The organism is Dactylosporangium sp. NPDC048998, from assembly GCF_043197855.1.
Taxonomy (GTDB): Bacteria; Actinomycetota; Actinomycetes; order Mycobacteriales; family Micromonosporaceae; genus Dactylosporangium.
Genome location: NZ_JBICTV010000017.1, coordinates 143,417 through 170,183 on the forward strand (window position 1 = coordinate 143,417; position 26,767 = coordinate 170,183).

22 protein-coding genes are annotated in these 26,767 nt (G+C 69.4%); 14 read left to right on the top strand and 8 right to left on the bottom strand.

The window, feature by feature from the left end:
- Positions 1–4: 4 nt before the first annotated feature.
- The 5 genes from ACGFI8_RS30965 to ACGFI8_RS30985 all read left to right on the top strand — a co-directional run bounded on the left by ACGFI8_RS30965 (position 5) and on the right by ACGFI8_RS30985 (position 6,938).
- Complete coding sequence (locus ACGFI8_RS30965) at positions 5–2,512, top strand: DUF4832 domain-containing protein (protein ID WP_392810308.1); 2,508 nt, start codon at positions 5–7, stop codon at positions 2,510–2,512.
- A gap of 139 nt (positions 2,513–2,651) precedes the next feature.
- Positions 2,652–3,452, top strand: coding sequence for a DeoR/GlpR family DNA-binding transcription regulator (locus ACGFI8_RS30970; protein ID WP_392810310.1), 801 nt, complete (start codon positions 2,652–2,654; stop codon positions 3,450–3,452).
- A gap of 69 nt (positions 3,453–3,521) precedes the next feature.
- Entirely contained in the window at positions 3,522–4,841 is a 1,320-nt protein-coding gene (gene melA, locus ACGFI8_RS30975) for an alpha-galactosidase (RefSeq protein WP_392810312.1), read from the top strand.
- Positions 4,838–5,641 (top strand): DeoR/GlpR family DNA-binding transcription regulator, encoded by an 804-nt coding sequence (locus ACGFI8_RS30980; RefSeq protein WP_392810313.1) that lies wholly within the window; start codon positions 4,838–4,840, stop codon positions 5,639–5,641. The genes melA and ACGFI8_RS30980 overlap by 4 nt, the downstream gene beginning before the upstream one ends.
- A gap of 145 nt (positions 5,642–5,786) precedes the next feature.
- Positions 5,787–6,938 carry an acyltransferase gene (locus ACGFI8_RS30985; RefSeq protein WP_392810314.1) on the top strand — a complete coding sequence of 384 codons (1,152 nt, stop codon included), beginning with the start codon at positions 5,787–5,789 and terminating at the stop codon, positions 6,936–6,938.
- Between the two features lie 72 nt (positions 6,939–7,010).
- On the opposite strand, the gene ACGFI8_RS30990 is transcribed toward ACGFI8_RS30985, so the two are convergent.
- From ACGFI8_RS30990 to ACGFI8_RS31005, 4 genes are read right to left on the bottom strand one after another with little or no spacing between them, the layout of a single operon-like run.
- Entirely contained in the window at positions 7,011–8,360 is a 1,350-nt protein-coding gene (locus ACGFI8_RS30990) for an FtsX-like permease family protein (protein ID WP_392810315.1), read from the bottom strand.
- The gene (locus ACGFI8_RS30995) at positions 8,357–8,785 is read right to left on the bottom strand and encodes a hypothetical protein (RefSeq protein WP_392810317.1); all 429 of its coding nucleotides are present in this window, start codon (positions 8,783–8,785) and stop codon (positions 8,357–8,359) included. The genes ACGFI8_RS30990 and ACGFI8_RS30995 overlap by 4 nt, the downstream gene beginning before the upstream one ends.
- A 58-nt stretch (positions 8,786–8,843) precedes the next feature.
- On the bottom strand, positions 8,844–9,428 hold the full coding sequence (locus ACGFI8_RS31000; RefSeq protein WP_392810318.1) for a hypothetical protein: 585 nt from the start codon (positions 9,426–9,428) through the stop codon (positions 8,844–8,846).
- Entirely contained in the window at positions 9,425–13,399 is a 3,975-nt protein-coding gene (locus ACGFI8_RS31005; RefSeq protein WP_392810320.1) for an SNF2-related protein, read from the bottom strand. The genes ACGFI8_RS31000 and ACGFI8_RS31005 overlap by 4 nt, the downstream gene beginning before the upstream one ends.
- Positions 13,400–13,504: 105 nt before the next feature.
- Between ACGFI8_RS31005 and ACGFI8_RS31010 the strand changes: the two genes are divergently transcribed.
- The gene (locus tag ACGFI8_RS31010; RefSeq protein WP_392810321.1) at positions 13,505–14,728 is read left to right on the top strand and encodes a hypothetical protein; all 1,224 of its coding nucleotides are present in this window, start codon (positions 13,505–13,507) and stop codon (positions 14,726–14,728) included.
- A 48-nt stretch (positions 14,729–14,776) separates the two neighbouring features.
- On the opposite strand, the gene ACGFI8_RS31015 is transcribed toward ACGFI8_RS31010, so the two are convergent.
- On the bottom strand, positions 14,777–14,962 hold the full coding sequence (locus ACGFI8_RS31015; protein WP_392810322.1) for a hypothetical protein: 186 nt from the start codon (positions 14,960–14,962) through the stop codon (positions 14,777–14,779).
- Between the two features lie 79 nt (positions 14,963–15,041).
- On the opposite strand from ACGFI8_RS31015, the gene ACGFI8_RS31020 reads away from it, so the two are divergent.
- The 6 genes from ACGFI8_RS31020 to ACGFI8_RS31045 all read left to right on the top strand — a co-directional run bounded on the left by ACGFI8_RS31020 (position 15,042) and on the right by ACGFI8_RS31045 (position 20,980).
- A complete protein-coding gene (locus tag ACGFI8_RS31020) occupies positions 15,042–15,398 on the top strand; it encodes a hypothetical protein (protein WP_392810323.1) in 357 nt (118 codons plus the stop codon).
- A 197-nt stretch (positions 15,399–15,595) separates the two neighbouring features.
- Entirely contained in the window at positions 15,596–16,090 is a 495-nt protein-coding gene (locus ACGFI8_RS31025; protein ID WP_392810324.1) for a hypothetical protein, read from the top strand.
- Between the two features lie 743 nt (positions 16,091–16,833).
- Positions 16,834–18,594 carry a hypothetical protein gene (locus ACGFI8_RS31030; RefSeq protein WP_392810325.1) on the top strand — a complete coding sequence of 587 codons (1,761 nt, stop codon included), beginning with the start codon at positions 16,834–16,836 and terminating at the stop codon, positions 18,592–18,594.
- Position 18,595: 1 nt separating this feature from the next.
- Complete coding sequence (locus ACGFI8_RS31035; protein ID WP_392810326.1) at positions 18,596–19,249, top strand: thymidylate synthase; 654 nt, start codon at positions 18,596–18,598, stop codon at positions 19,247–19,249.
- Positions 19,197–20,042, top strand: coding sequence for a class I SAM-dependent methyltransferase (locus ACGFI8_RS31040; protein ID WP_392810327.1), 846 nt, complete (start codon positions 19,197–19,199; stop codon positions 20,040–20,042). The genes ACGFI8_RS31035 and ACGFI8_RS31040 overlap by 53 nt, the downstream gene beginning before the upstream one ends.
- A gap of 20 nt (positions 20,043–20,062) precedes the next feature.
- Positions 20,063–20,980 (top strand): carbohydrate kinase family protein, encoded by a 918-nt coding sequence (locus tag ACGFI8_RS31045; RefSeq protein ID WP_392810328.1) that lies wholly within the window; start codon positions 20,063–20,065, stop codon positions 20,978–20,980.
- Positions 20,981–21,738: 758 nt separating this feature from the next.
- On the opposite strand, the gene ACGFI8_RS31050 is transcribed toward ACGFI8_RS31045, so the two are convergent.
- Complete coding sequence (locus tag ACGFI8_RS31050; protein WP_392810329.1) at positions 21,739–22,029, bottom strand: hypothetical protein; 291 nt, start codon at positions 22,027–22,029, stop codon at positions 21,739–21,741.
- Between the two features lie 470 nt (positions 22,030–22,499).
- On the opposite strand from ACGFI8_RS31050, the gene ACGFI8_RS31055 reads away from it, so the two are divergent.
- Entirely contained in the window at positions 22,500–23,192 is a 693-nt protein-coding gene (locus ACGFI8_RS31055; RefSeq protein ID WP_392810330.1) for a hypothetical protein, read from the top strand.
- Between the two features lie 343 nt (positions 23,193–23,535).
- Here the strand turns inward: ACGFI8_RS31055 and ACGFI8_RS31060 are convergent, their stop codons facing one another.
- Positions 23,536–24,462 carry a hypothetical protein gene (locus tag ACGFI8_RS31060; RefSeq protein WP_392810331.1) on the bottom strand — a complete coding sequence of 309 codons (927 nt, stop codon included), beginning with the start codon at positions 24,460–24,462 and terminating at the stop codon, positions 23,536–23,538.
- Positions 24,459–24,806, bottom strand: coding sequence for a PadR family transcriptional regulator (locus ACGFI8_RS31065; RefSeq protein ID WP_392810332.1), 348 nt, complete (start codon positions 24,804–24,806; stop codon positions 24,459–24,461). Before ACGFI8_RS31065 ends, ACGFI8_RS31060 begins: the two co-directional genes overlap by 4 nt.
- 224 nt (positions 24,807–25,030) lie before the next feature.
- On the opposite strand from ACGFI8_RS31065, the gene ACGFI8_RS31070 reads away from it, so the two are divergent.
- The gene (locus ACGFI8_RS31070) at positions 25,031–26,128 is read left to right on the top strand and encodes a M48 family metallopeptidase (protein ID WP_392810333.1); all 1,098 of its coding nucleotides are present in this window, start codon (positions 25,031–25,033) and stop codon (positions 26,126–26,128) included.
- The last annotated feature ends 639 nt before the right edge of the window (positions 26,129–26,767 follow it).

Below are 26,767 nucleotides of genomic sequence, written 5' to 3' on the forward strand. Positions count from 1 at the left end.
TGCCGTGTTCATCCGCCCCTTGCGACGAGCCGCCCTGCTCGTCGCCGGCCTGCTGACGGTGGGGGTGGGCGCCGCCGCCATCGGCGCCGCGCCCGCGCAGGCCGCGACGGTCAGCTATTCCGCCGACTTCGCCACCGCGTTCGCCAATCCCGAGCGTGGCTTCCACAACCGCTACGAGATCATCAACGATCCGGCGGTCAACGACTACGTCAACGCCGCCGCCATCCCCGGCTTCAATCCCGACCTGCTCGACCGCACCTTCGCCCGGGCGAAGGCGCACGGCGACACCCTCGTGCACAGCTACGTGCACCTGGACAAGTACAAGACCCAGCCGCTCCCGCAGGCGTTGCTGGACAACCTCGCCTCGGGCCTCGCCGCGGTGCGCACCGCCGGCCTGAAGATCGTGCTGCGCCCGGCGTACACGTGGGACGGCTACGTCACCGTGGACGAGGCCCAGATCCTGGCCCACATCGGTCAGCTCAACGCCGTGATCAGTGCCAACGCCGACGTGGTACTACACCTGGAGACGGGCTACCTGGGCGCGTGGGGCGAATGGCACACGGGCGGATACACCAACCCGTCCGCCGCGGACGAGGCACCCACCCGCTACCGGATCGTGAAGAAGATTCTCGACACGACGCCCGCCACGATGCCGCTGGTGATGCGCTACCCCATCTACATCAAAGAGATCGTCGATCCGACGTCCTGCGTCGTGCCCGGGGGCTGCACGATGACCCAGGCCCAGAAGGACCGCATCGGCTTCCACAACGACTGTTTCCTCGCCGACTACAACGACCAGGGCACCTACGACAACCCGTCGTGGATGGGCTGGTACTACATCGAGCAGAAGAAGCAGTGGATGTACGACATGGCCACCTCCACCGGCCTGAACAAGATGGTCGGCGGGGAGACCTGCGGCTCGGACGGCTACAACGACGCCGCGTGCGTCAACGCCCAGACCGAGATGCAGAAGCTCCACTTCACCGAGATCAACGAGGACTACGCGGCGGTCAACACCGACAAGTGGAAGGCCGCGAACCTCGCCGCGTCGGGCAACGACCCGGCGGAGACCTGCTTCACGCGGATCAAGCGCAAGATGGGGTACCGGTTGCGGCTGACCGACGCCACCTTCCCCACGACGGTGTCCCCGGGCGGCAGCCTGACGTTCTCGGCGAACCTGAGCAACGACGGCTGGTCCGGCATGATCAAGTCCCGGCCCGTCTACCTGGTGCTGGACAACGGCACGCAGCGCTACAACCTGCCGCTGACGGCGGTTGACCCGCGCACCTGGCTGTCCGGGGCCGGCACGATCCCGGCCCAGACCGTCACCGTGCCCGCAGGCGCGGCCGCCGGGACCTACAAGCTGGCCCTGTGGCTGCCGGACCCGAGCGCTGGACTGCAGGCTCGGCCGGAGTACTCCGTCCGGCTGGCCAACACCGGCACCTGGGACGCGGCGAAGGGCTACAACGTCCTGTCCAGCGCGGTCACGGTCGGCAACTGCACCGGCGACTGCACCCCGCCGACCGCGCCGACCCTGTCCGGGTCGGTCAACGGCAGCACCGTCTCGCTGACGTGGAGCGGCGCCACCGACAACGTCGGCGTGACCGGCTACCAGGTGTACCGCGACGCCGCCCTTGCCGGCACCGTCACGGCGACCTCGTTCACCGACACCGGCGTCGCGCCGGGCACCCACTCCTACCAGGTGCGCGCCCGCGACGCGGCCGGCAACGTGTCCGGGCCGTCCAACACGGTGACGCTGACCGTCTCCGCCGGCGCGGACACGACACCGCCGAGCACCCCGACGCTGTCCTCGACCGGCGTGACCGGCACGACCGTGTCGCTGTCGTGGACGGCCGCGACCGACAACGTCGGCGTCGTGGGCTACGAGGTGTTCCGCGGCGCCACCCTGGCCGGCTCGCCGACCGGCACCACGTTCACCGACACCGGTCTGAGCCCCGGCACCGCCTACAGCTACACCGTCAAAGCCGTCGACGCCGCCGGCAACCGGTCCGCGGCCAGCAACGTCGTCACGGTGTCCACCAGCTCGACGCCGGGCGGCCTGGTCCTGGACGACTTCGACGGCAATCCGCCCTACCCGTCGTCCTACCTGAACGATCTGGGCAAGTGGACGGGCGCGAACTGCTTCCTCGACGGCGGCGGATCCGGCGTCGTCGCCGATGGGGCGCTGAGCCTGCGGTACAACAACTGCGGCTGGTTCGGCTCCGACGTCGGCGTGGACCTGACCGCCAGGACCTATCTCGTCATCCGGATCAAGGGCGCCGCAGGCGGCGAGCAGACCCACTTCAACCTGGGTCTGGGCGGCTCGACGAAGCTGTTCGCCGACTTCACCCTCGACGGCGGCGCGCATCCGGTGATCACCACGAGCTACCAGGACATCCGCATCCCGATGGCCGCCAACGGCATCAACCGCAACTCGCCCTCGCAGCTGGCGATGGGCTTCTGGTTCGGCGGCAACAGCACCGTCACCATCGACCACATCTTCTTCGAGTGAACTGAGCGGCCACGGTGGGGTACCGGACGCAGCCGGTGCCCCACCGTGGTTTTGATTTGGAAACAAGCTTCACGCTGCTGAAATGCGCCAAAGCGCTTTGCTCTTGACAAGAGAACGAAAGATTTCGCAAGATTGCGGCATGGCAGACAGTGTTGAGCCGTTACCGGCAGAGGTCCGCCGCGAGCGGATGCTTGCCCTGGTGCTCGACCGCGAGTTTGTCCGGGTCGCCGATCTCGGCGCGGCCTTCGGCATCTCGGACGTGACGGTGCGTGCCGATCTCGACGTGCTGGAGGAGCGTAACGCCATCCGGCGGGTCCGTGGGGGAGCGATGGCCCTGGGGTCGCGGATGCGCTCGGAGCCCTCGTTCGAGGAAGCGCTCGCCACCTCCGCGATCGAGAAGACCCTCATCGGCGAGGCGGCCGCCGCCATGATCGGAAACGGGGAGAGCGTCACGCTCGACGTCGGCACCACCACGACGTTCATCGCCCGGGCGCTGGCGGCCCGCGCCGACCTCAGCGAGGTGGTGGTCCTGACCAACGGCCTGCACATCGCCATGGAGCTGGAGGACGCGATTCCACGGGTGACCGTCGTGCTCACCGGCGGCACCCTGCGCCGGCTGCAGCACTCCCTGGTCGACCCCATGGCCAGACACGTCCTCGACCGGCTCAACGCCGACACGGTGTTCCTCGGCTGCAACGGTGTGCACCCGATCGCCGGCATCACCAACATCAACCTGCCCGAGGCGGAGATGAAGCAGCGGATGCTGCGCTCGGCCACCCGGCGCGTCGTGGTCGCCGACGGCTCCAAGGTCGGCCAGGTTCAGCTGGCGAAGGTCGCCGCGATCACCGACGTCGACCTGCTGATCACCGGCGCTTCCGCGGACCCGGCCGTCGTCTCCGATCTTCGCGACCGTGGACTGCGCGTGGACGTGGTGGCTTGACGTCCGCCGTGGCCGGCGGGTTTCGCAACTGTGCCGAAATGGTAACCTCGCCGGCCAAGGAGGTTTCGAATGGCAAAGGTTGCAGTCATCGGCGCCGGCAACATCGAACTCACCCGGAAGATCATCTCCGACCTGTTCGGCGCCGCCGAACTGGCCGGCAGCCTGCACATCGCGCTGCATGACATCGACCCGATGCGGCTGGCCACCGCCGAGGCGATCGTCCGGCGCATCGACTCCGAAACCTGCGCAGCCGCGACCATCGACGCCCACGCCGACCGCCGCGCGGCGCTCGCCGACGCCGACTACGTCATCTGCCAGATCGAGGTCGGTGGCCTCGACGCGGCGGTCCGCGACTTCGAGATCCCCCGCCGCTACGGGATTCGCCAGACCATCGGCGACACCCTGGGCATCGGCGGTATCTTCCGAGGCCTCCGCACCGCGCCGGTGCTCATCGGCATAGCCCGGGACATGGCCGAGCTCTGCCCGCAGGCGTGGCTGCTGTCCTACTGCGATCCCATGGCCATCCTGTGCTGGTCGACCTACGCCGCCGTGCCCGACCTGCGTGTCGTCGGCATCTGCCACTCGGTACGCGACACGCACTCCATGCTCGCCGACCTCGTGGGCCGGGAACTCGCCGAGATCACCTTCCACACCGCCGGGGTCAACCACCAGGCTTTCGTACTCACCTTCGAAGCCGACGGACGCTCGCTCTACCCCGACCTCGACGAGGCCATCGCCGCCGACCCGGAACTTCGCGGCCACGTCCGCGTCGAGCTGTACCGCCGGTTCGGCTTCTTCCCCACCGAATCCAGCGAACACGCCGCCGAATACCTGCCCTGGTTCCTGCGCCACGACAGGGAGGTCGCCCGGCTCGGCCTACCGGTCGACGAGTACTTCCGGCGCCGGGGCAAGCACCTCGACGACTACGAACGCGTTCGCAGAATGCTCGCCGCGGGCGAGCCGGTCACCGCGCGATGGAAGCATTTCGAGATGGCATCCGAGATCATTCACTCGTTGATCACGGACAGATCCCGCACGGTGTACGTCAGCGTTCCCAACCGCGGTCTCATCACCAACCTGCCCGCTGAGGCCTGCGTCGAGGTCCCCGCCACTGTCGACGCCGACGGCATCCACCCACAACGCATCGGCGACCTGCCGGTCCAACTGGCCGCGCTCAACCGCACCTTCCTCAACGTCGCCGAGCTGACCGTTGCCGCGGCCCTCAACCCGCGGCGCAGCACGATTCACCAGGCCGCCATGCTCGACCCGAGTACGGCAGCCACCCTGACGCTGCCCGAGATCGCCGCCATGTGCGACGAACTCATCGGCGCCCACGCCGCCCTCCTGCCCTCATTGACCGACGTCACCGATGACAGGATTGTCGCGTGACCGCGCTTCCCGAGACCGTGTCAGCCGACGTGCGCCGAGAAAGGATCATCTCCCTGCTCGCCGAGCACGAGTTCGTGCGGGTCACCGATCTGGCGGAGCAATTCGGGGTGTCCAGTGTCACGATCCGCGCCGACCTCGACGCACTGGGCGAACAACGCGCGATCCGTCGCGTGCGCGGCGGCGCGATGCTGGCACGACCTCCGCAGTCCGTGGAACCCTCCTTCGAGGTGTCTCTCGGCAGCGCGGCCCTGGAGAAGACCCTCATCGCGAAAGCGGCGGCTCAGCTCGTCAGCAACGGCGAAAGCATCATCATCGACGCCGGCACTACCGCCACCTTCGTCGCCCGGGAACTGGCCGCCCGCGCCACCCTGACCGACGTGGTCGTCTTCACCAACGGGCTGCGCACGGCGCTCGAGTTGGAGCCCGCCATCCCGCGCTTCTCCGTGCTGGTGACCGGCGGCACGCTGCGCCCGGCCAAACACTCCCTCGTCGACCCGCTCGGAGCGCCGATGCTCGAGCGCATCCATGCTGACACGATCTTCCTCGGCGCCCACGGCATCCACCCGAAGGCCGGCGTGACCAGCCTCAATCTGCAAGAAGCCGAAATGAAGAGTCGCATGATCCAGGCCGCCGCCCGCCGGATCCTCGTCGCGGACTCGTCCAAACTGGGCAATGTGGAGCTGGCACCGGTCTGCCTGCTCAACGACATTCACCTGCTCATCACCGGAAACCATGCCGATCCGGCCGTCGTCACCGCACTCCGCGACCAGGGCATGGAAATCGAGCTCATCGGGGTCTGAGCCGGTTCCAGGCCGGGCTTGACGCCGCCGGCTGTGCCGGCCGTGCCGGCCCTGGCCCCGGGGAGCCATCCCGGCGGGGTGAGCGATGGGGCAGCCGCTGGCGAAACCGCCCTGGTCAGCCGCCGAGCGCCGCCATGATGCCCGCATGACGCAGACAACGGGCCGCGACCGCTACCTCGACGCGCTGCGCGCGATTGCCGTCGTCCGGGTCGTGACGTACCACATGTTCGCCATCCCGTGGCTGAGCTGGGCGTTCCCGGCAATGGGCGTGATGTTCGCGTTGGGTGGCTCGCTCATGGCGGCGTCGATCCAGCGTTCCGCCGCCCGCGCGGTCCGCAGCCGGATCCGGCGGCTGCTGCCGGCGCTGTGGGCGATGGGCCTGATTGTGGTACCGGCCATGTTCTGGCACGGCTGGACCGCGGCCGACGACAACGGCCGCGACCTCGGCGCCCTGGTCTTCTGGGTGGTGCCGCTGGCCCAGCCGCCCGGCAACGCGTGGGCCGCCAACGTGACGGTGGTGCTGTGGTACCTCGTGACGTACCTCTGGCTGGTCCTGCTGTCCCCGGCGGCGTGGTGGCTGTTCCGCCGCCAGCCGTTCCTGACCGTGCTGGTGCCGCTGGCCCTGCTCGCGCTCCTCAAGCTCGGCCCGTCACTCGGCGTGACGCAGCTGGACCCCTTCGCGCTGAACGGTTCCGCCGCCGCCGTGATGCTCCACGTCGCCACCTACGGTGCATGCTGGTGCACCGGCTTCGCGCACCGCACCGGTGCCCTGCGCCGCATGCGCCTGCCGGTGCTGCTCACGGCCGCCGTCGCGTGCATCGCGGCGGGGGCGGCCTGGGCGCTGATCCACCACGGGGACACGGGCGCCACCGACCTCAACAGCATCCCGCCGGCCCAGGCGCTGTACTCCCTGGGCGTCGTCCTGCTGGTCCTCCGCGCCGCCCCGGCGATGTCCTGGCTGCGGCGCGCCCGCCCGCTGGACGCTTTCGTCACGCTGCTCAACGCCCGGACCGTCACCGTGTACCTGTGGCACAACGTCGCCATCGCCGTGTGCTTCACGATCGGCGACCGGCTGCAGGCCTGGCGTGCGGGCCAGTTCGGCTACTTCGCCGTGGCGCTGGTCCTGATCGCCCTGGTCGTCGCTGCGCTCGGCTGGGTCGAGGACCTCGCCGCGAAACGCCGGCCGGCGCTGTTCCCGATCGGCCGCCCACACACCGCTCCGCCCTCGCACGTCGCGACACCGCCACCGCCCCCGGAGTCCCAGCAGGCCGCAAACCTCGACGCGCACCGGTCCTAGCGGTCCAGGCGCGCGTGTCGGCGGACAGCAGGTTCGCCGAGCGGACCGCTGCCTGCAGGTCTGAGGGCCTTGTCATTCCTCGGAGAGCAGCTGGGCGGTCGGCAGCCGGCGCAGCAGGGCCGCCGGCACCAGTGCGGCGGCGGTGGCCACCAGCGCACCCACGACGGCGGCGAGCGCCGCGACCGTGAGCAGGCCGGCGGCGACCGAGCCGACCAGCCAGGACGCTCCCGCCAGGCCCGCGCCCGCTCCCGCGGTACCGCCGAGAATCCCGATGCCGAAACCCTCGGCGGCGACGAGACGGGCCAGCATGCCGTCACTCCACCCGCTCGCCCGCAGCGTCGCCAACTCGGCCGCACGGTCACGGATGTTGAGGTACAGCACGTCGCCGACGGCCAGGGCGCCGAGCAGCACGGTGGCGGCCACCGCGACCGTGTCGACGCTGCGCACCCGCAGGGACACGGCGTCGCCGAGGCGGGTGCCGACGAGCTCACCCCGGAAGGAGACCGTGATCGCGACGAGGACGGTCAGCGCCGCGATGCCGATCGCGAGCGACACGGCGCCGAGAACCGTACGCCGGGGCACCCGGGCCAGGTTGACCAGGCCGAGGCCCACCACGGTCCGGGGGCTGGCGGCCCGGCGCACGGGCGCGACGGCCGGACGCAGCCCGTCAGCCGGGTGTGCACCGGCCGCCCGCAGCGCGGGCAGCGCACCGGCGACGAGCGACAGGCCGATCGCGATCGGCACCGCGAGCAGCGCCTGATACCAGACGATGCCGATGTCGAGCAGGCCACCCAGGGGCGCGGCGAGCGCGAGCGACGCCACCCCCGCGGCCAGCCCCAGGGCCGTCACCTCGCCGAGGATCGAGGCGGCGATGCGTCGCGCGGGCCATCCCAGGCAGGCGAGGACGGCGAGCTCGGATCTTCGGTCGCGCACGGCGGCGGTGACGGCGTTGGCCAGGAACAGCGCGCAGACCACCAGGACCAGGACGAACAGCACGAGGCTCTTGCGGTCCACGGAGGTGATGATCGCTGTCGCCACGCCCTTCTTCGACCAGCCCTCGGACACCAGCAGGTCGGGCCGCCCGTACGAGCCGGGTGCCAGGTCGACGGTCTGCGGGGCGGGCGAGGAGCCGTAGGTGATGTCGACGTCCAGCCCGGTGCGCGTGGCGATCTCCTCGGCGACGATCCGCACCCGCTCCTGCGCAGTCTTCGAGTAGTCCCGCGCGCCGGCGACCCGGACCCGGATCGCGCTGATCGGTGCCCTGATGGAGTCGGTTGCCCTGGTGCCGCGGAGCATGTCGTTCGCCACGCTCAGCGTGGTGAGCAGCAGCGGCGGCGTCGCGACGTATCCGGCCGGGTTCGCGCCCGGGCCGAGCGTCTGGCCGGCGAGCAGGTCGCGGCTGCGGCGGTCGGCGCCGGTCACGCCGGGCGGCTCGTACGTCTCCAGCGGCAGGTGAGGTCGAACTCCAGGGGGAGGAACGCATTGCCATATCCGATCATCGCGATGGGCGCCGCGACGTCGATGCCGGGGACGGCCTTCACCTGCTCGTACTGCTGCATCGTGAGGCCGCCGAAGAGGCCGGACAGGTAGTTCGGCCGGACCAGGGCGCGCTCGTTCTCCAGAGCGGTGCGCGCGCCCCGCGGCCGCACCAGGATGTCGTAGGCGGCGTTCGTGGTCTTGTCGACCGTCCCGGTGACCCGCAGCTGCGATGTGCTCGTGGTGCCGGTCAGCACGGTGAACCCGGTGGTCGCGATGAGCACCCCGACGAGCAACGCGAGCGACCGCGCCGCCCGCCCCCGCAGGTGCGCCCAGACGAACGAGAGCATGCCCCACTCTGACCCATGCATTGTCACAATGCAACAGCTTCACAACCGCCCCGGTTGGTGCCGCAATCTCGGAGCGAGGTCAGCCGTTCGCGCGGCGCAGTGACCTCGCACGCACTGCTGCCTGGTAGGCGGCGCCGGCGGAGGCACTGGCGCCGCCCGCGGGCCACCACTGCTCGCGCGCATGCGTGAAGGGATACCACCGCCCGTCCGGTCCCAGCCGCAGCCGTACCCCCGCCCCGGCGTCTGTGATCGTTCCCGCGTCGACGGACAGCTCGCCAACGGCGAATGTCCGTCGTCCGCGGACCTCGTCCACCGCGGCGGACAACTCTTCGGGGCCGCACGGTGTCGCTTCGCGCGCTGCGGACACGCCGGCGGTGCCGCCGTGCCGGTACGCGAGGGTGAGTCGCCGTAGGTCATCCTCGGGGATGCCGGTCAGCTGTGTCACCCGCGTGGTGTACGGGGTTCCCGAGACGGATGCGAGCAGCCGTACCGCGTCGATCAGCGGGTCCTCCGTGAGCGTGGTGCTGCCCGCGAGCATGGCGGTGGCCCGTCCTGCCGCGTCTGCGGCGAGCAGGTCCAAGAGCCCCTTGCCGGGAACACCCGGTGGCGTCTCCCAGCCTTCCCAGGCCCGCGGATCCGGGTGCGTGGGTTGACTCACGCTCACGCTGCGCCTCCCGTGCTCAGGTCTGTGCCGAGGCTCACCAGCGCGGACAGTTCGCCGTCGGAAAGTTCGGTCAGGGCCACCGGCTCATCGGGCAGGACCGCTTCGGTCAGGTGCCGCTTGCGGATGAGGAGCCCGGCGATCCGGTCTTCGATCGTGGCCTCGGCGATCAGGTGGTGAACTTCGACGAGGCGGTGCTGACCGATACGGTGCGCCCGGTCGGTGGCCTGGTCTTCGACGGCCGGATTCCACGGCCGGTCGAAATGGATGACGTGCCCGGCTCGCGTCAGGTTCAACCCGGTCCCGGCCGCACGGACCGACAGGATGAGCGCGTTGCCGTCACCGGACTGGAACCGATCGACAATCTTCTGCCTGGTCGTGGCCGGCACGCCGCCGTGGAGAAACTCCGCCTGGATGCCGCGGGCAGCGAGGTGGGCGCGGATGAGGTGTCCCATGGACACGTACCCGGTGAAGATCAGTGCGGCGTCCTCGGTGAGGGTGACCGATTCCATCAGCTCTTCGAGGACCTGGAGCTTGCCGGACCGGGTGGCCTGCCTGGCGGCATCCCAGTCGTTCGGGGACTCGCGCAGGTAGTGCGCGGGCGAGTTGCAGATCTGCCGCAGCGACTGCAGCAGACGCAACACCTGGCCGCGCCGTCGCAGGCCGTCGCTGGCCGCGATCCGCTCCAGAGCCTCCGCTGTGGCCGCCTGGTAGAGCGCGGCCTGCTCGCGGGTGAGCTCCACGTAGCGGTCGTTGATCACCTTGTCGGGCAATTCGGGGACGACGGCCGGGTCGGTCTTGCGGCGGCGCATGACGAACGGGGCGATGAGCCGGCCGAGCAGGCGCGCCGCGTCACGATCGGCGACAGCGTCGGCCGCTTCCCGCTCGGCGGCGCGGCCGAACCGTTCGCGGAACGCGGTCAGGGAACCGAACAGCCCAGGGTTCGTCCAGTCCAGGATTGCCCACAGCTCCGTCAAGGAGTTCTCGACCGGGGTTCCCGTCACCGCGACCCGCGCCGCCGGGCGCAACAGCCGCAGTGCGCGGGCAGCCTGCGAGCGGTGGTTCTTGATCTGCTGCGCCTCGTCGGCCACGACCAGGTCCCACGGCACGTCGGCGAGGACCCCGGCGTCACGCAGCAGCGTTCCGTAGGTGGTGACGACGACCTCGCCGGGCTCCAGGCCGTCGAGGGATCGGCCGGCTGCGTGGTAGCGCCGGACCTTGACGCCGGGCGCGAACCGCGCGAGCTCCTGTTCCCAGTTGACGACCAGCGACGCCGGGCAGACGACGAGCGATTGCCCGGCGTTCTCCCGGGACAGCCGGTAGGCGATCACCGTGAGGGTCTTCCCGAGGCCCATGTCGTCGGCGAGCAGCGCCCCGAACCCCGCAGACGTCGTTCGCACCAGCCATTGCACGGCAACACGCTGGTACTGGCGCAAGGTCGCATGCAGCCCGTCCGGCACCGCGAGGCTGTCGTGCGTGCTGGAACCGGCCGCGCGCAGGGTGGCCATGAGATCGGCCAGACGCCCGGTCGCGGAGCAGGCAACGTCCCGTCCACCGACGATCACCTGGCCGGTGAGCGCCGCGCCCAGTGCCTGCGCCCCGGTGAGCCGGCCGGCGCCGCGATTGCCCGCGATCCGCCGCGTCTCGGCGTCGATGACGACCCAGCGTCCGCGGATCCGGATGACACCCGCGACCGCTTCGGCGGCCGCCCCGATCTCCTCATCTGTCAACGGGTCCCCGTCAAGGCTGAGCTGCCAGGTCAAATCCGCCTCGCCGGCCAGGGAGAAGGTGCCCGAGCCGCCCGGGGCCTGGGACGCGACGATGATCTGCCTCCCCAGACCGCTGGCCGTGACCAGGTCGGCCGGCCACTCCGCGGTGACCCCGAGCGCCGCCAGCCGTTGCCCCGCCGGGCCCAGGAGCTCGGCGGCCTCGGCGCCGCCCAGCGTCCCGTCACGCCAGATGCGCTCCAGGGGCGGCCACTGCCGGCAGGCCCTGCGCACCAGCCGTTCCTCCGCGCGGCTCTCACCGGATGTGTCCCCGCCTGACTGGAGAACCCTGCCTGCTCCGGCTGCGCGCAACTGCGCGCGCAGCGGCAGACCGTCGCGGTCGGGTGGGCGCAGCCGGATCACCAAGGGCGCGGCGGCGGTCCCTTCGGCGGCATCGGCAGCGCGGTCGGCCCAGTCAGCTGCGTCCGGGTCGAGCGGCCGCGCGCGTCCCGCGTACGGCAGGTCCCCGACCACCAGGCGCGCCCCCGGAGGCCGCAGCAGCATCTCCGCGACCGTGTCGAGGAAGCGCGCGAGAGCAGGATCCTGCGGGACGTTCAGGGCGAGCCGCCAACAGTCCCGCCCGTCGGCGTCCAGGGCCGGGTAGACGCGCCGGGCAGCGACCGCCTCCAGCGCTGCCTTCGCGGCTGACGCCCAGGTCCGCGCCGATGGGTGAACCTGACCGTCGAGCGTGACCAGGATCGGCAGGGCGGACAGGACAGGGAGTCCGTATCCCGCCAAGGGCTCCGGGAGATCGCCGCCGATCCGGAAGCTCCAGCCGGTGAAGTCCACGGGGCAGCCGGCTCGCAGCAGTCGGGTGAAGATGCCCTCGGGGCTTCGGGCCTGCTCGCGGCGAGCCCGGGCAAGACGGGCCAGGTGTGCTCGTTCCGCGCAGAGAACCTGCTCCAGAAGCTCCGCGGCGGCAGCCGCCTTCGCCGCGTGCTTGCTCGTCGCCTCGGCGGAGCTGACGTAGCGGTCCGTGGCGTGCACGCAGCTGGCGGTACAGGTGAACATCGGCCGGTGGGCGGGCCCCGTCGCGTCCTGCGTGTAGGTCAAGTCCGCGATGACGCCGATCTGGGCGCGTTCGTTGAGCAGGCCGACCGGATTGCCCCCGGGCGCAGGCCCTCCCGGCCCATCGTCTCCTTCGACGGGCGGTGCGAGGTCCCTGACCAGGGCAAGTGCGGCTGACGCGCGGGCCGCCCGGACCCCTGCGGCGACGGCAGGTTCGCCGACGACCGGCCCGTCAGGTGTCGTCACGTAGGCGAGCGCGACGTTTTCGCTCAGCTCCACGTAGACGGCCGGCGGCCAGGAGCGAGCCTGGGTGTGCATCGACAGGACCCCCGGTGCCTGCGAGGTGGCGGCGACGAGGGAATCCCAGGCTCTGCCGCGGTGGCGGACCCATCCCTGCGGCGGGGCCTCGAAGAGCAGCAGGTACAGCGAGCGTGTCGTCAGGCGTCCCGACGCCAGCTGGTCGGCCAACTCGGGGTCGGGCTGCGGCCGGCCGACCACGTACTCGAGCCATGCCTCCAGATCAGCGGGACTCATCGCCGGCGCGACCGGCACGTGCGCCGATCCCGGCCCGGAGGCCCCTTCTGACCCGGTCGCTGCCGGGGCGGGGACCTCGACCAGCAGGGCAAGCAACGACACCACCGCCCGTTGGCTCGCGCGTTTCTTGCTGGTGTCGAAGCAGGGCTGCCCCTCTGCGGTCACACCGTCGCGGTCGAGCGACGCCCGTGCGGTGAAGCCCCCCTCGCCGGCCGATTCGATCACGCGCATCGGCGCCACGCCGAGGCGTTGGATCTCCAGATTGACGACCTCCACCGCGAGATGGGGCTGCCGGGCAACGACAGCCATCGCCGCGCGCCGAACGTCGCTCCACCCGCCGTCGTGACCAGCCGAGAAGAGCACCTGATGCAGGTCGCGTGACGCCGCGGTGCCCTCAGCGAGACGACGCCTGACCTCAGCCATCAACGCCGCATTGACCACGCCGTCCTGGCAGGCACACCGCAGCGCCGCGAAGAACTCGTCGGCGTCCAGAGCGGTGAAGTCCGTCGCGGGGTCGGTGACCAGGGACCGAAGGGCCAACCGTGCGCGTTCCTTCTCGATCTCGGCGAGCCGCCTGTCCCGCGACGGCTGCGGCGGCGCGGGCGGGCGCCGGACGCGGGCCAGGCCGGCGGGCGAGGGAATGGGAGACTGATCCGGCACGCTCATTGTCTACCGTTAGCCGCGGTTCGCCCCGCGACCGGCCCGCGGAACCCGCGTGTATCGCGCCGGAACCCGTCACACACGCGGTGAGCTACGGACAGGAGCGCCGGGTTGGACCGTATCGAGGCGTTGCTTGCCGCCGTCGATTGGTGGGATGTCGAGGGTGGCTGGCCAGGCGGCCACACCGGGCCGATGGCCGACGTGCCGGAGATGGTGCGTGATCTCTGGCACGCCGATTTCGGCCGGCGTTTGGACGCGGTCAGCTTCCTCGAGACGGCTGGCTTCGAGTACGCCGACATCCGTCCGGCGACCGTGCTGCTGGTCCCGGTGGTCGTGGCGGTGCTGGCCGATCCGCGCTCCGCCGGGGTCTGGGTGTACGACTCGTGGGATCCGGAGCTGCCACTGCGGGCTAAGCTGCTGGAGCTGCTGGGTACCGCGGCGAAGGCGCCGGCGTGGGGTGGCACGGACGAGGAGCTGCGGGCGAAGGCGGCGGCCGTTGCGGCCGGCGCCGAGGATCTGCCCGGGCCGGATCTGATCGCCGGGTACGAGGCGCCGGAGCGGCTCGGGGTGCGGGCGCTGGCCGGGGAGATGCTCGGCGATCTGCTGCCGTACGTCGACGACCCGGAGGTGCGGGTCGCGCACGCGGCGATGTTCGCGGTGACCCGGTTCGCGCAGCTGCTGCAGCCGGAGGTTCGCGGCGCCGCGGCGGACGGCGCGGCGGCCGAACAGGTTGCGGCGGCGGTGCAGCGGCTGCTTTCGGTCGCCGGGCGCGGTGACGGTGTGGTGAGCGTGTCGGGTGCGGCGGCGTACGCCCTCGCAGAGCTGGGTGCGGACACGGTGTCGCTGCTGGGCCACCCATCGTTGGTGGCGCGGGCGTGTGCGGCGCTGTCGGCGTCAACGGCCGGTGACGCCCGTGCGGTCGCGGCGCTGGAGGAGGCGTTGCGGTACACCCCGGACAACGACAGGTGGCTGCATCCGGGGTCGTCGCTGCAACAACGGTTGCGGCTGCACATGAAGTTCGCCAAGGTCGCCGGGGCGCGGGCGGGCAGCTTCGATGAACTCGTGCCCGGTGCCTTCGTGGTTGCCGCGCCGGCGGCGGAGTCGACCGAGGCCGGGTGGGGGCCGCTGCTGCGGGTGGCGTTCCCGCCCGGGTGGCAGGACCGGCCACTCACCGGCAACCAGCGGGAGTTCCTGCGTCGGCTGGTCAACGACGACCACAATTGGGGCGAACGGGCGAAGTACACCATGCCGTACTTCGCCGAGGTCGGTCTGCCCCAGGACCGCGATGCCTGCCGGATGCTGCTCGTCGCCGCCGGCAACGCCGGGCGGCCGTGACGCCGGTGGAGGTGGTGTTCGTCCACTGGTTATCTGCGGACGGCTCGGCTACGGAGTGGCCGGCGGATTCCAGTACTCGTGATCGGTGAGGCGGAACATACAGCCGATGCAGCAGAGGATGACGAACAGCGCCACCGGGATGCCCAAGGCGAGGCACAGCAGGACCTTCCCGGCGAGCTTGACGCGCGGTGCGGAGGGGGAACTCGGCTGATCGGGGCCGTTTTCTGGTTGCATGCAGAGGATGCTCCACCAACGAACGTCGCCGGCCAACGGCGGACCGCTCCCGATCCTCAGCAGGAGCGAGAATGTGGCCGTGGATGATGTGGTAGCAATCGAGGTTCGCCTCGCCGACGGAGGGTCCCGCTACTTCCTGACGTGGGGCCGTATCCAGCATCCCGTTGACCCAAGCCCGGTATGCAACCTCGTACTTCAGGCATCCTCGATGTTCGCCCTTGGGAGTGATCCGGTGAGTGCCCAGCTTTGCGCCAACCTGCGGGAGGCGGCTGAGTCACCCGACGCCCCATCCTTCTACGAGTGTTTTTTGAGCTTCTGCCACAAGCCAGTCCCCCGCGGAGACGGTTACGAGACCTGGCGCATCTCGATGGACCTGGCGATGCGCGCCGGCGAAGAGATCGCCTACTGCGGTCGCCGTACCGAATCCAGGGGCTAAGTTCACCCGCCCCCGGCTGGAGGCCCCGCCGGAGGCAAGGAGCGCAACTACACGCGGAGCTGGCAGGGAGCGAAGCGACCGGTGTCCGCGGGAGCTGCGGTGTGTAGCCCGACGGACCGAGGTCCAGAAGCCGCGGACCATCGACGGCCGCAAGCTGACCGGGCTTCTTCTTTGCCAGACGACCGTAACCTATTTCCATGCATCAGCAGGTCGTCTCGCGGTCTTTCGTATCAGCGATGTTGGCGGCCCTTGCCGCGCTCGTTGGGCTGGCCGCTTGCACCGGCCCGACGAGCCCGTCCGCGCCGGACTACAGATCGATGCCGGACCAGACCCCCGACTCCTTCGAGCGGCTGGTCGGCGCCTGGAGTTCGAAGGTGTACGGTTCCCCACACATCGAAGTCGCGATACCCGAAGGGTGGCTGGTCCGGCTCCGAGGACGATGCACGGGCTCCGGCGAGCTCGCGGTGCACGTGAGCGGACAGAGCTTCAGCCAAGACGAGCGATGGCCATGCATCGAAAGATGGGAATTCTCGAAGAGTCTTTTTCCGCCCGATGAGCGTGCGGTCGGCCACCAGGACCTCGGTCCCTACCCCGTGGTCATCGACCGGGCGGACACCATCACTTCCTGGGATTTGGAGGCTTACTCGACGGAGTTGCCCCCATCAGCCAGCCCGCGGCCGGTCTCGTCATGACGTACGCAGCGCTGACCCGCACCGAGTTCCGGCTCGCCCCCATTCCAGCGCCACGCCGAATTAGGCGCCGAAGTTCCTGCCGGGCGGCGCTCGGCCTGTACGTCCGCGCAGCTCACAGCACCACGGCAGATCAAAGGCTGCTCGCCCTCCGGGGGCGGGGGCGCAGGTTCGAATCCTACCGGGGCACCACCCGCCAGAAGGCGGTCTAGCAGGACAAACGAAGCCCTGGAGCAGCGAGAACCCTGTCCAGGGCTTCACCGTTGTGTACGGCTATAGCCGGCGCTGACCGGCCCTCAGCGGACGTCTGTGCCCAATGCGTGCCCAACTCTGGAGGACGGACAGCCAGAACAGTCTCGGGCAAGCGGCCGGACCACGCAGCGGAACTAGAACTCCAGCCGCCCAGTTGCTCGGCGCAGCCTCTCCCGCACGTGTGGATGGTCGGATGTGCCGGCGCGCACCGACTGCAGGAGTTTGCCTAAGAACCGCGTCGTCGCTGTTCAGGGGTCAGATGTGACGGTCGCGGCGGTGCGGCGCCGAGGGCGAGCCGCAAGCTGATGGTTGCCAGGCAGGATAGAGTACCGCACGATCAAACTGGCGTTGATCTATTCGGTCGCCGGATACGGGGTTGACTGCCGGGTGGGCGCGGCCTGAGCCTCTCGGCTATTCCCTGGCGGGAGTTAGCCACGTACTGTCGAACGTGTCGCATGGCGTTAAGCGACGGCGGCCGCAGCAGGGGAGCGCCTGTGACGAATGCAGTCTGGGAACCACAGCACCACTCCATCGTCACCGTCGACATGGAAGGTTTCGGCTCACCGACGCGCACGGATCCGATCCGGGCCGGGCTTCGCCGAGATCTCGACTCCTTGATCCGGATGGCAATCAAACGCATGGCGCACTCCGAAGCGCTCAGCGCGGAGGGCGACACCGGTGACGGCAAGTGGCTGCTCTTCCGCTCCGATCTGCCGAAGACCTCGATCTTGCAGGATTTCATGCCGGCGCTCGAAACGGGTGTGCGTCACCACAACCGCGCCGCAAACTCCGCCGCCGCCCTGCGGCTTCGTATCGGCGTGCACCACGGTGAGGTCACTGTTGACGCTCAGGGGCACTCCGGAGAACAGTTGAATCACGCCTTCCGGATCATCGACAATGACGTGATCCGCGATGCGCTCAAAGCGACCAAACGCGATGTGGTCGTCGTGGTCTCCGACGACTTCTACGACAAGATCATTCGTCCTGGGTACGGCTCGCTCGAACCGGAAAGCTTCGCCCCGGTCAAGATCGCGGTGAAAGAGACCACGACCGTAGTCTGGCTCGATTCCGCATACGCGCTCGCGTCGCCGGCCCGGGCCGACCTGCCCACCGCTCGACCGGTTCCGGCAGGGCAGCAGGCACCTCCCCGGGTTATGACCCTGCGCGATCTGCCGCCGACGACGCTCTACGTCGCGATCACCGACATCCACAATGCGGCCCTCTATCGACGCCGGTTCCCCGAGGCGCCCGTGGTCCAACATCTGGAGGCGGCGCTCCTGCTGGCGGACAAGGCGGTCATTCACTGCGCGGACCCGTACCGGTCGGCACAGGTCGCCAAGACCGTCCAGGAGTTGCTGCCGTGCGTGGCCGCAGGCGACCTGTTGTTCCTCCTGGGAGAGAACACGCAGAATCCGCGCACGCATTTCCGCGGCTACATCGATTTCAAGATCCAACAGTACGGAAAATCCGAACTCGGACAGAACGACGTGGCGTCGCTGGAGCAGGTGGAGGGCGACGCCATCGAGCGGGCCGAGGCGCTGCTCGGGGTGAGCCCGTATGCCCTCATCCGCGGGTTCTCCGGTTCGGACGCGTTCAACCGGGCGGTCCGGCAGGACCTGCGCCCGACCGAGTTGGTGACCATCTGCGAACACTTCGCCGCGAGTATCGTCAGTCAACTCGGGCTCACGCTTCGGCAGTTGCTTGACCTCAGCCATCAGGCCGCGGACGGCACGCTGAGCCGGGTGGTGGCCGATCCGGCGACGGTCGGGCGGCTGCAGGACCACGTCAATCAACTGGCCAACCACAACTCCTTCTCGCGGCAGATCCTGATGGAGGCGATCCGTCGCGGCACGGGGATCACCGAGGCCGACGCCGCTTACGAGGCGTTCGAGGAGCGGGTGAGCCTGCTGCACTTGGCCGGCACCACCGGCGGGTTGCCGCACCTCGAGGTGACGAACCGGCGTGACCGCCTCAGTGTCTACTACTTCGGGCACCTCCTCGACCACCTCAGCGTGCTGTCGGAGGTCCCGCATCCTGGCCGATTCGGTGGGGAGTTGGTCATGGAGCTACGTGCCTTGCCGATCTGGCGGTTCTTCGCGTCTTACCACACCCGGCTGGTCGGTCATCTCATTCACCAGACACGTGACGAACCGCCTACGGGCGAGCCGTCGAGCGGGTTCGACTGGTCGCGGCGCGTTCCGGAGTTCGAGGGGATTCGTACCGTGGTGCGCCGTTATTGGGAGGCGAGTGCTTGACATGCCGCCGGACGTCGTGTTGTCGACCAATGTCGGGACGTTTCCGGATTTCGCCGGCGCCTGGCTGCGATGCGTGCGGCAGGTGCTCACCAGCGGGCAGGTGGTCCATGACGACGGGGTCGCCCTGCGTGAGTCGCTGAATGTCAGCGTGTCGGCTTGGACCTGTGACACCGAGAGCCTCGTGCGGGCGGGCGCCGACGCCGCCCGGATCGCGCTGATGATCGACAAGTATGAGTCAATGACCCCGCTGCCGATGTACCCGATGAGCTACGGCAGGCTCTTTCGCGAACACGCCGGAGTCGATCAGGTCGAGTGGCTGATCGACCGGCTTAGACTACGGCCCGAGACCAAGTCCGCGACGATTGGGTTCCACATTCCTGGAGATGAGGTCCTGAGCTGCATCTCGCTCGTAGACTGCAAGGTGCGGCATGGCAGTCTGCACCTCAACGCGGTGTTCCGCAGCCAGAACGTCTTCGCCAGTCAACCGGGCAATGCCATGGCGTTGCATCGGTTGCAGATCGACATCTCCGACAAGCTGGGTGTCCCAGCCGGTCCATTGACCCTGCACATCATCTCGGCGCACATCTACGAAAGAGATTGGGATGCCGCGCATCGCCTCATTTCGCCCGGCGACCGAGGCGGCCGCCATGACTAGCAATCGACTCCGTCCGCGCAGAGTCGAGCCGCGTACCAGCGACGAATTGGCGGCCGAATGGGATCGAGTGGCGGCGGATCGTGATCAGCTGATCGTCGAAGGTCGTGACCTGAGCTACAGCTACATCCTGATACCAGCACTTCTGCAGTTGAGCGCCAAGTGGTTGATGCCGGGCCACCGGATCCTCGACGCCGGGTGCGGAACTGGAAAATTCGCGTCTGAGCTTGCCCGCGATCATCCGGAATGCCAAATCGTCGGCATCGACCCTAGCCCGTCGAGTATCGACATCGCCGACCATAAGCGGTCCGGAGTGGCAAACCTGCAATTCCGCCAGCAGACCGTCGAGGGGTTCGCGACGGAGGTGGAACGGCAGTCGTTTGACCTCGTCATTGCGAACATGTTGCTGCAGAACGTCAGCTCGTTGCCGTCTGTGCTGAACGCCTGCGCACAGATGCTGGACGCGAATGGCGCGTTCGTGTTCGCGGTCCCGCACCCGTGTTTCTGGCCCCGCTACTGGAAGTACGAGAAGGCACCGTGGTTCCGTTACGACCGTGAGATCTGGATCGAGGCGCCGTTCCGCACTTCGCTCAATCCAGACAATCCCGTCACAACGACCCACACCCATCGTCCGCTGTACGGGTACTTCAACGCGTTTACCGCAGCCGGCCTAGTGGTCGAGGAGATCACGGAGCCCTATCCGGACGAGGGAATCGAGGGGCAGTACCCGATCGCCTGGGAGTTCCCCCGCTTCCTGCTCGGGCGCTGCCGGCCCAGATGCGGTATCGACCGCTGAGCGGCGAGACTCCGCCGGGCGTGATATGGGTCCTGGGCGACGTTGCTGTCGACGTCGTCCTGCACCTGACGGCCTTCCCGCAAGAGGGCGGCGACGCCTTTGTCGACGAACGCATGGTGACCGTCGGCGGGTGCGGTGTCAACATCGCGCTGATCCTTGCCCGGCTGGGTGGCCGCCCCGTGCTCGTGGCTAACCTCGGTCAGGACCATTGGGGCGACCAAGCGCTCGCCCTGCTGCGGCGGGAACGGGTCGATGTCACGGGAGTGTCCCGGGACGAGGAACTGCCGACGCATCTCACCGTCATCCTCGTGTCCGGCCCGGGTGAACGGACCATCATCGGGCACCGTGGCGCCAGCGCGCGGCCCGGTCCGGACGACGCCTGGACGACGCTGCCCGGACCTGCTGCGGTGCTAGTAGTCTCCGGGTACTCGCTGTTCGGCGCCGCGCGCTCAGAGCAGGCGAGGCAGCTGATGGACCTCGCCAGTGAGGCAGGTGCCATGGTCGTACTCGACCTACCCACCGACCTTCCCGACGAGGTCCGTAACGAGGTAATGCGCCTGCTGCCATGCATCGACGTGCTGGTTGTCGGGGCCGACGAGGCGTACCGGCTGTGCGGCGCGTCCAACCCGCGCGAGGCAGCCGAGCGGCTGGCGGTCCCGCGGCGGACGGTGGTTGTCACGCTGGGTTCCGCGGGTTGTGTCGGTGTCGGCCCGGACGGTGTTGTACAGGCGGCGGGCGTGGACGTCGCCCCGGTCGACACGTCCGGCGCCGGGGACGCCTTCGTCGCCGCCTTGACCGTGGGGCTACTGCGCAGCCTGCCCTTCACCGAGACTCTCGCGCTCGCCAACGGCTTCGGGGCGGCGGCGACCCTGCGCAGCGGCACGGGATCGGCGCTTCCAGGACCCGACGAGGTCGCCGCCCTGCTTCAGCAAAGGTGATGACTGGTTACCGCCACTGCGTCGATCATGCAGTAGTGGTTGCCGGACAAGATCACAGCTATTTGATCAGTACGGCAGAAACACCCAATAGCGGCGCCGATCCGCTGAAGGCGTAAAGTCCAAATTTGAAATACCGCAGCTTTTTTGTCGCTATCTCGGCCAGGGCGCGGGCCTGTACCCAAGCCTCCTCGCGCTGCGCAACAGCATCCAACGTTGGCAAGTACCCGAAGTCGTGTCGGATTAGGTCGGGAAACGCATATCGCGTCGACATTGGCGGTGACGCGGTGCGTGGAGTGAGTGCACAGACGAGACTGAGCGCTGCAAGCGTTACACCTACTAGCGAGGCAATAAGGAGCGTGCCTCCCACCTCGCTTCGAACCCCGGAGAACGGGTGAGAATTGACGAAGTGGTTCAATTTTCCAAATTCCGCCGCACCAATTACCGTGACACCAGTAGCGAGGAATCCAATCTTCGTATCCGCGTTGACAATCCAAGCGCTATAAAAAGCAATTGCACTGAGTCCATCATTTCGGTCCGGAGAGGGAGATGGTGCTTCCCTAGGCGCACGATTCTTAAGCGGACTCGCGGCCATATCCCACCATCGTCGGCCAGGAACTACGCATGAGCCACCTTCCCGTCCATCTCACTTGGGCGAACCAGGGTGCCCCAAGCTTACTCAGCGGGTACAACAGAACCCGGGCGACAAGATCTTCATGGTCAATTCATGGATGGCCGGTCCATGATCATCCGAACCATCGTCAGCTCGGTCCGGTCTCCAACACCATCGGGCTGTCAGCAAGGACGAGATACTCGGCCTCGGCATCGTGTACCTGCAGCGCGCAGACGGTGGCCGCTGGAGTGCCAGGATGGGCCAGGTCGCAACTGCCACCGTGGTCACCGCGTACGCCGTCGATCGCGTCCGCGAGGAGCTGGGCCAGCGTGGTCCTCGGGGCCGCGACGTAGCCCGCGCACAGGCGAGCCGCGAGGCGATGCACGTACCACGCCGGTCCGTGGACGCAACCGCCGTTCATGCCGTCGAGCTGTGTCACGCCGCCGAAGACGGCGACCAGGTCGCCGATGGCCAGTGCGTAGTCTTCGAATCGGCCGGTCGTCGTCGGCGACGTGGCCGGTAGGTTCGCCCGGCGGCGCAGCAGGAGGCCCCCGTTTCGGAGGCCGCGCCATTACTGGGGCGAGGTGGCGGCTCGTCCAACAAGCACCACGGTTCCCTGCAACTACAGGGAGGGCGGCTGCTCCGGGTGCCCATCCCGAACGCGACGAGCGCGCCCGACCCGGCCCGCGGCCGCCACCGACGTCGCGCCCACGACCTGAGGCTTATCTACGCTGAGTAGCGGAACTGGCTGTACCTGCTCACCGGGGCAACAGGGGCGGCAGTAAGGCGGCCCATACGCCGGATACTGGGGTTTACCCCATGGTTGCGCCCTTGCCCGTGCGATAGCTTTGCCGAACGTTACCGATAAATGTGTCGGGGCCGGGAATTTCGTCGGATACGGGGACATTCATGCGTCGGCAACTCCACATCCTCAAGGTCGTCGCCATTGCCGGTATCGTTGTCGGCGGACTTGGCGCGTGCGGATCCATGCCAGCGAAGACCTTCGAAGATGACAGCGCGTTGCAGGGCGCGATCACGTCCGTACGGCTGGACAATAGTTCCGGCGGCGTCGAACTGCGTGGCAAAGAGGGCGCCGATGAGGTGTCGATGCACCGAAAAGTCGAGTATCGGGGCGATCGTCCCCACGGTGCCACCCATAAGGTCGAGAACGGCGTCCTGGTCCTCGGTGGATGTGGTCGCCACTGCTCGGTGAGCTACAGCATCGACCTGCCTGCGGGCCTCCCGGTGAGCGGCGAGACCTCGACAGGTGCCATCAGCCTGTCCCACGTAGGCGAGGTAAGCGTGTCGACCGGTTCCGGGCGCATCGTTCTGGATGAAGTCACCGGCTCGGTTGACGTGCGGACCACCAACGGCCGGATCGGCGGACGAGGACTGGCCGGTGGACGCATCCGGGCGGAGACCTCCAACGGTGCCATCGAACTCACTCCGACCACATCGCAGGATATCCAGGCGAAGACGTCCAACGGGCACATCACCCTCACCGTCCCGGCCGGGCGGTACCAGGGTCCGCGCAGACGAACCGAGGGGACAAAAGCATCGCCACGCCCAACGACCCGACGGGCGACCACCGGCTCGACCTGACCACGAGCAACGGAGACATTACGGTGAAATTCGCGTCCTGATAACGGGTTCGCGAATGCGGCCGTGACACCTGTGATCAAGGTGTCACGGCCGTCTTTCCTGCTCGACTCTCCGCCGTTGGTGCGAGATACAGGATCAACCTCCGCGAGGAGTACCCACTGCCCCGACCGCGCCACTCCGGGCCGCGTGCCCGTCGTCTCCCGCCACGTCGATGATCGGCGACGCCGACCCCCGACCCCGGCGGCGAACCCGGGCGCCTGGGGCACCCCGCCCGGCGCGGCGTGGCCCCCGGTCCCCGTCCCGGCCTGTGCGCCGGCTCGGCTGGGGGCGGGCGCTGTGGCGCCTAGCGGGCCGTTCTCAGTACGTGGTTCGTTTGGCCGGCTGGTGCCCGGCCGGCTGCGGCCGCAACGGCGGTGACGGCGGCGGTGACCGCGAGCGTCCAGCTGGGCTCGCCGGAGATGAGGCTCAGCGCAAGCGTCGGGACGGACGCGCCGGCCACCGCGCCCGCCAACCCGGCGGCGGCCCTGGCGAACCAGCCCGTCCGGCGCGCCATGAGCAGCGCGGCGAGCAGGCCGAGCCCGGCCCCGGCGCCCGCGAGGGCCGGCGCGGCGGGGGTGTCGAGCAGCGGGTACGCGAGGCTGTGCCGGCCCCACGCGGACTCCGCCGACCACAGCAGCGCGGCGAGGGGCATCGTCAGCAGCAGCGCCCGGCGTGGCCGGGGGACCGGCAGCAGCCAGGCCGCGAACGCGAGCACGGCCGGCCCCGCGATCATCGGTACGGTCAGCGCCTCGAACCGGGCGGCGGCGAACGCCGCCAGGGGCTGGGCGACCAGCAGCCACAGCGTGGTCCGTCGCTGGCCGGTCGCCCAGGTTGCCGCGGCGGCGAGCGCCACCGCCGCGGGCACGGCGGTCAGGGCGACCAGTTGCCAGGCCGGGCGCGGGGACGGTGCCACCGCCGAGCCGAAAACGGAGCCGATCCACAGCGCGGCCATCCCGGTGCTCAGGGCGATCAGCAGCGCGGCGAGCACCAGGGTCGCCGTCGCGGCGAGGCGGAGTCGCAGCCCGAGGCCGACGACGCCGGCCGCCTGGCGCAGGCTGGGCCGCTCGCGGCCCTCGTCGAGGTCGAGCAGCAGGCCGAGCAGCTCCTCGCCGCGCGCCGCCCGATGGTCGGCCGGCAGTATGCGGATGAGCGCACGGTATCGGCGCTTGAGCGGGCCCATCCGGTCGTCTCCGGTCGCGCCGTCGCGGTCCCGGCTGAACCGGGCGCTCATCCGGCGGTCCCCAGCCGTGGGGCGTGGCCGGAACGCTGGGCCAGCCGCTGGCGGGCCGCCTTGGCCTGCGCCGCCATCCGTGCCGTCTCCTCCTCGACGGCCGCCGCGCCGGCGTCGGTGAGCCGGTAGTAGCGGCGCAACCGGCCGTTCTCCACCTCGTCGCGCTCCGGCGCGACGAGCCCCCGCGTGGAGAGCCGGTCCAGCGCCGCGTACAGCGTGCTGGCCCGCAGCCGCACGCGATCGCCGGACAGCGCCGCGACCTCCGTCACCAACCCGTATCCGTGCCGGGGCTGGTCGGCGAGCGCGACCAGGATCAGGAACGACTGCTCGCTCATTGATTCCATGTGGAGAACATATACCGTCGCGCGGTATATGCCAAGAGTCGAATCCCCGTTGCCATCGTCGAGGCGTCCTCCCGATCGGGCCAAGCAATCGTGGCGGCGCGGTACTCGGGCAACTCGGCAAGGAGCGCGAAGAGTCAGGCGGAAAGATCGACGCAGGTCAGCGCGGGCCCTGCGGTGCGAACCTGAGACTGTCGGCATTCATCGACAGCGATAATGTGTGCAGCATGATGAGGCGGTGCCTCGCGTTCGTCGTCGCGGCCGCGGTGCAGCTCGCTTCGCTGGGCTGCCTCGCGCTGGGCGTCTGGCTGTGCGCTCGGCACTTCCCGAGCGTGGGGCTGCTGCCGGGAGTGGTGCTGCTGGCGCTCGGCGCGCTGACGCTGCCCCGCCCGCCGGCGCTGCCGCGCGAGGCCACCCGGCTGTCCCGGGCCGAGGCGCCCGCATTGCACGACCTGGCCGGCCGGGTCAGCGCCGCGCTCGGCCTCACGCGCCCGCGGGTCGTGGCGGTCGACGACCGCCTGGACGCCGCCAGCGGCTTCGACGGCGTTCTCCGGCGCCGGTACCTCAGGATCGGCGCCCCGCTGTGGGCCGTCCTCGACGGGCACCAGCGCATCGCCCTGCTTGCCATGGAGCTGGCCCGCAACGGCACCGGCGACCCGGACCGCGCACCGGTCACCGGCTGGGTGGACCGCAGCCTCGGCGAGCTGGAGGCGCTGCTGGAGCCGCAGCGGGACGAGTCGCTGCGCGCCCTGCAGGACCCGACACTCGTGGCGGCCGCTCCGACCCGGATGGGCAGTCAGGTGACCGGGACGGTGTCCCCGGTGTGGGTCGCGGAGCTGCTGCTGTTTCCGGTGGTCTGGGTGGTACGCGGCGTGGTTGGGCTGCTGCGCCGGGCGTATGTCGCGCTACAGCGCCCCGCCGCGGTGCGTGCCCTGCACGCCGCCGACGCCGCCGGGGCCAGGCTGGCCGGCTCCGCGGCCGTCCGTGACGTGCTCGCGATCCGGGCCCTGGCCCCGTCGATCGCCACCGTACTGCGCCGCGATGCCCGGGCCGGCGACCACGCGGGCGCGGACGCGGCGGCACTGCGCCGCGGGCCGGTCGGCCCGGTCGTGGCGGGCTGGCCGGCGCTCGTCGCGCAGATCCGGGCCGCGCAGCCGTCCCTTGTGGACGACGATCCGGCGGCGTACCCGCCGTCGCTGGCCCGGCGCGCGGCGCTCCTGGCGGACGCGGCCGGCGTCCCGGCGCTGGAGGTCGACACCTCGGCGACCGACGGCGAGCTGGAGCCGATCTACCGGCGAGTGGTCCGCGACCTGCGCACCGGCTGATCGCCGCCGCTTCGCAGAGCACGTGCGGGCAGGGGCAGGGTCGACCCGCCGACGCGCAGGAATGGAAAACGGAGGGCGATCTCGAATCCCTGCCCCACGATCTGACCGTCGATTCTTGAGCGGGCGAAGCGAGCGGGAGGAATCCACCGCCGGGCACAACGAAAAGGGGTGGAGTCCCTTGAGTAGACTCCGCCCCTCGGCGGTGGGCGATACTGGGATCGAACCAGTGACCTCTTCGGTGTGAACGCCATGATGTCCGGGCTGGACGTGCCCAAACCCCTTGCGCCGCAACGGTTCGAGGTTCACAAGCGTTCGTGGCTGTACGCGGCTGTTCGCTCCCGTGACCCCCTGTTTGCCCCCAGGGATGGCTGGAACACAACTCCCGTCGGCTGCTCATGCATCCACGATGTCGCCGGATGCTTGGATTGCATCGACAAAGCGGCGGAAGACCGGCCATGGGATCGCCCAATTCCCGTGCATGGTCAGCGTCACGCGGTCGGTAGGACCCGGCACGAACGGCCCGCTCGCCGGCTGAGCATCCGGGATCGGGAGTGTCAAGTTAACGGCTGATCTGGATTGTTGAATTGGTCAGTGGTTGGTCGGGTTCAGGCGGCCCTCGAACGCGATCTGGAACGCGTT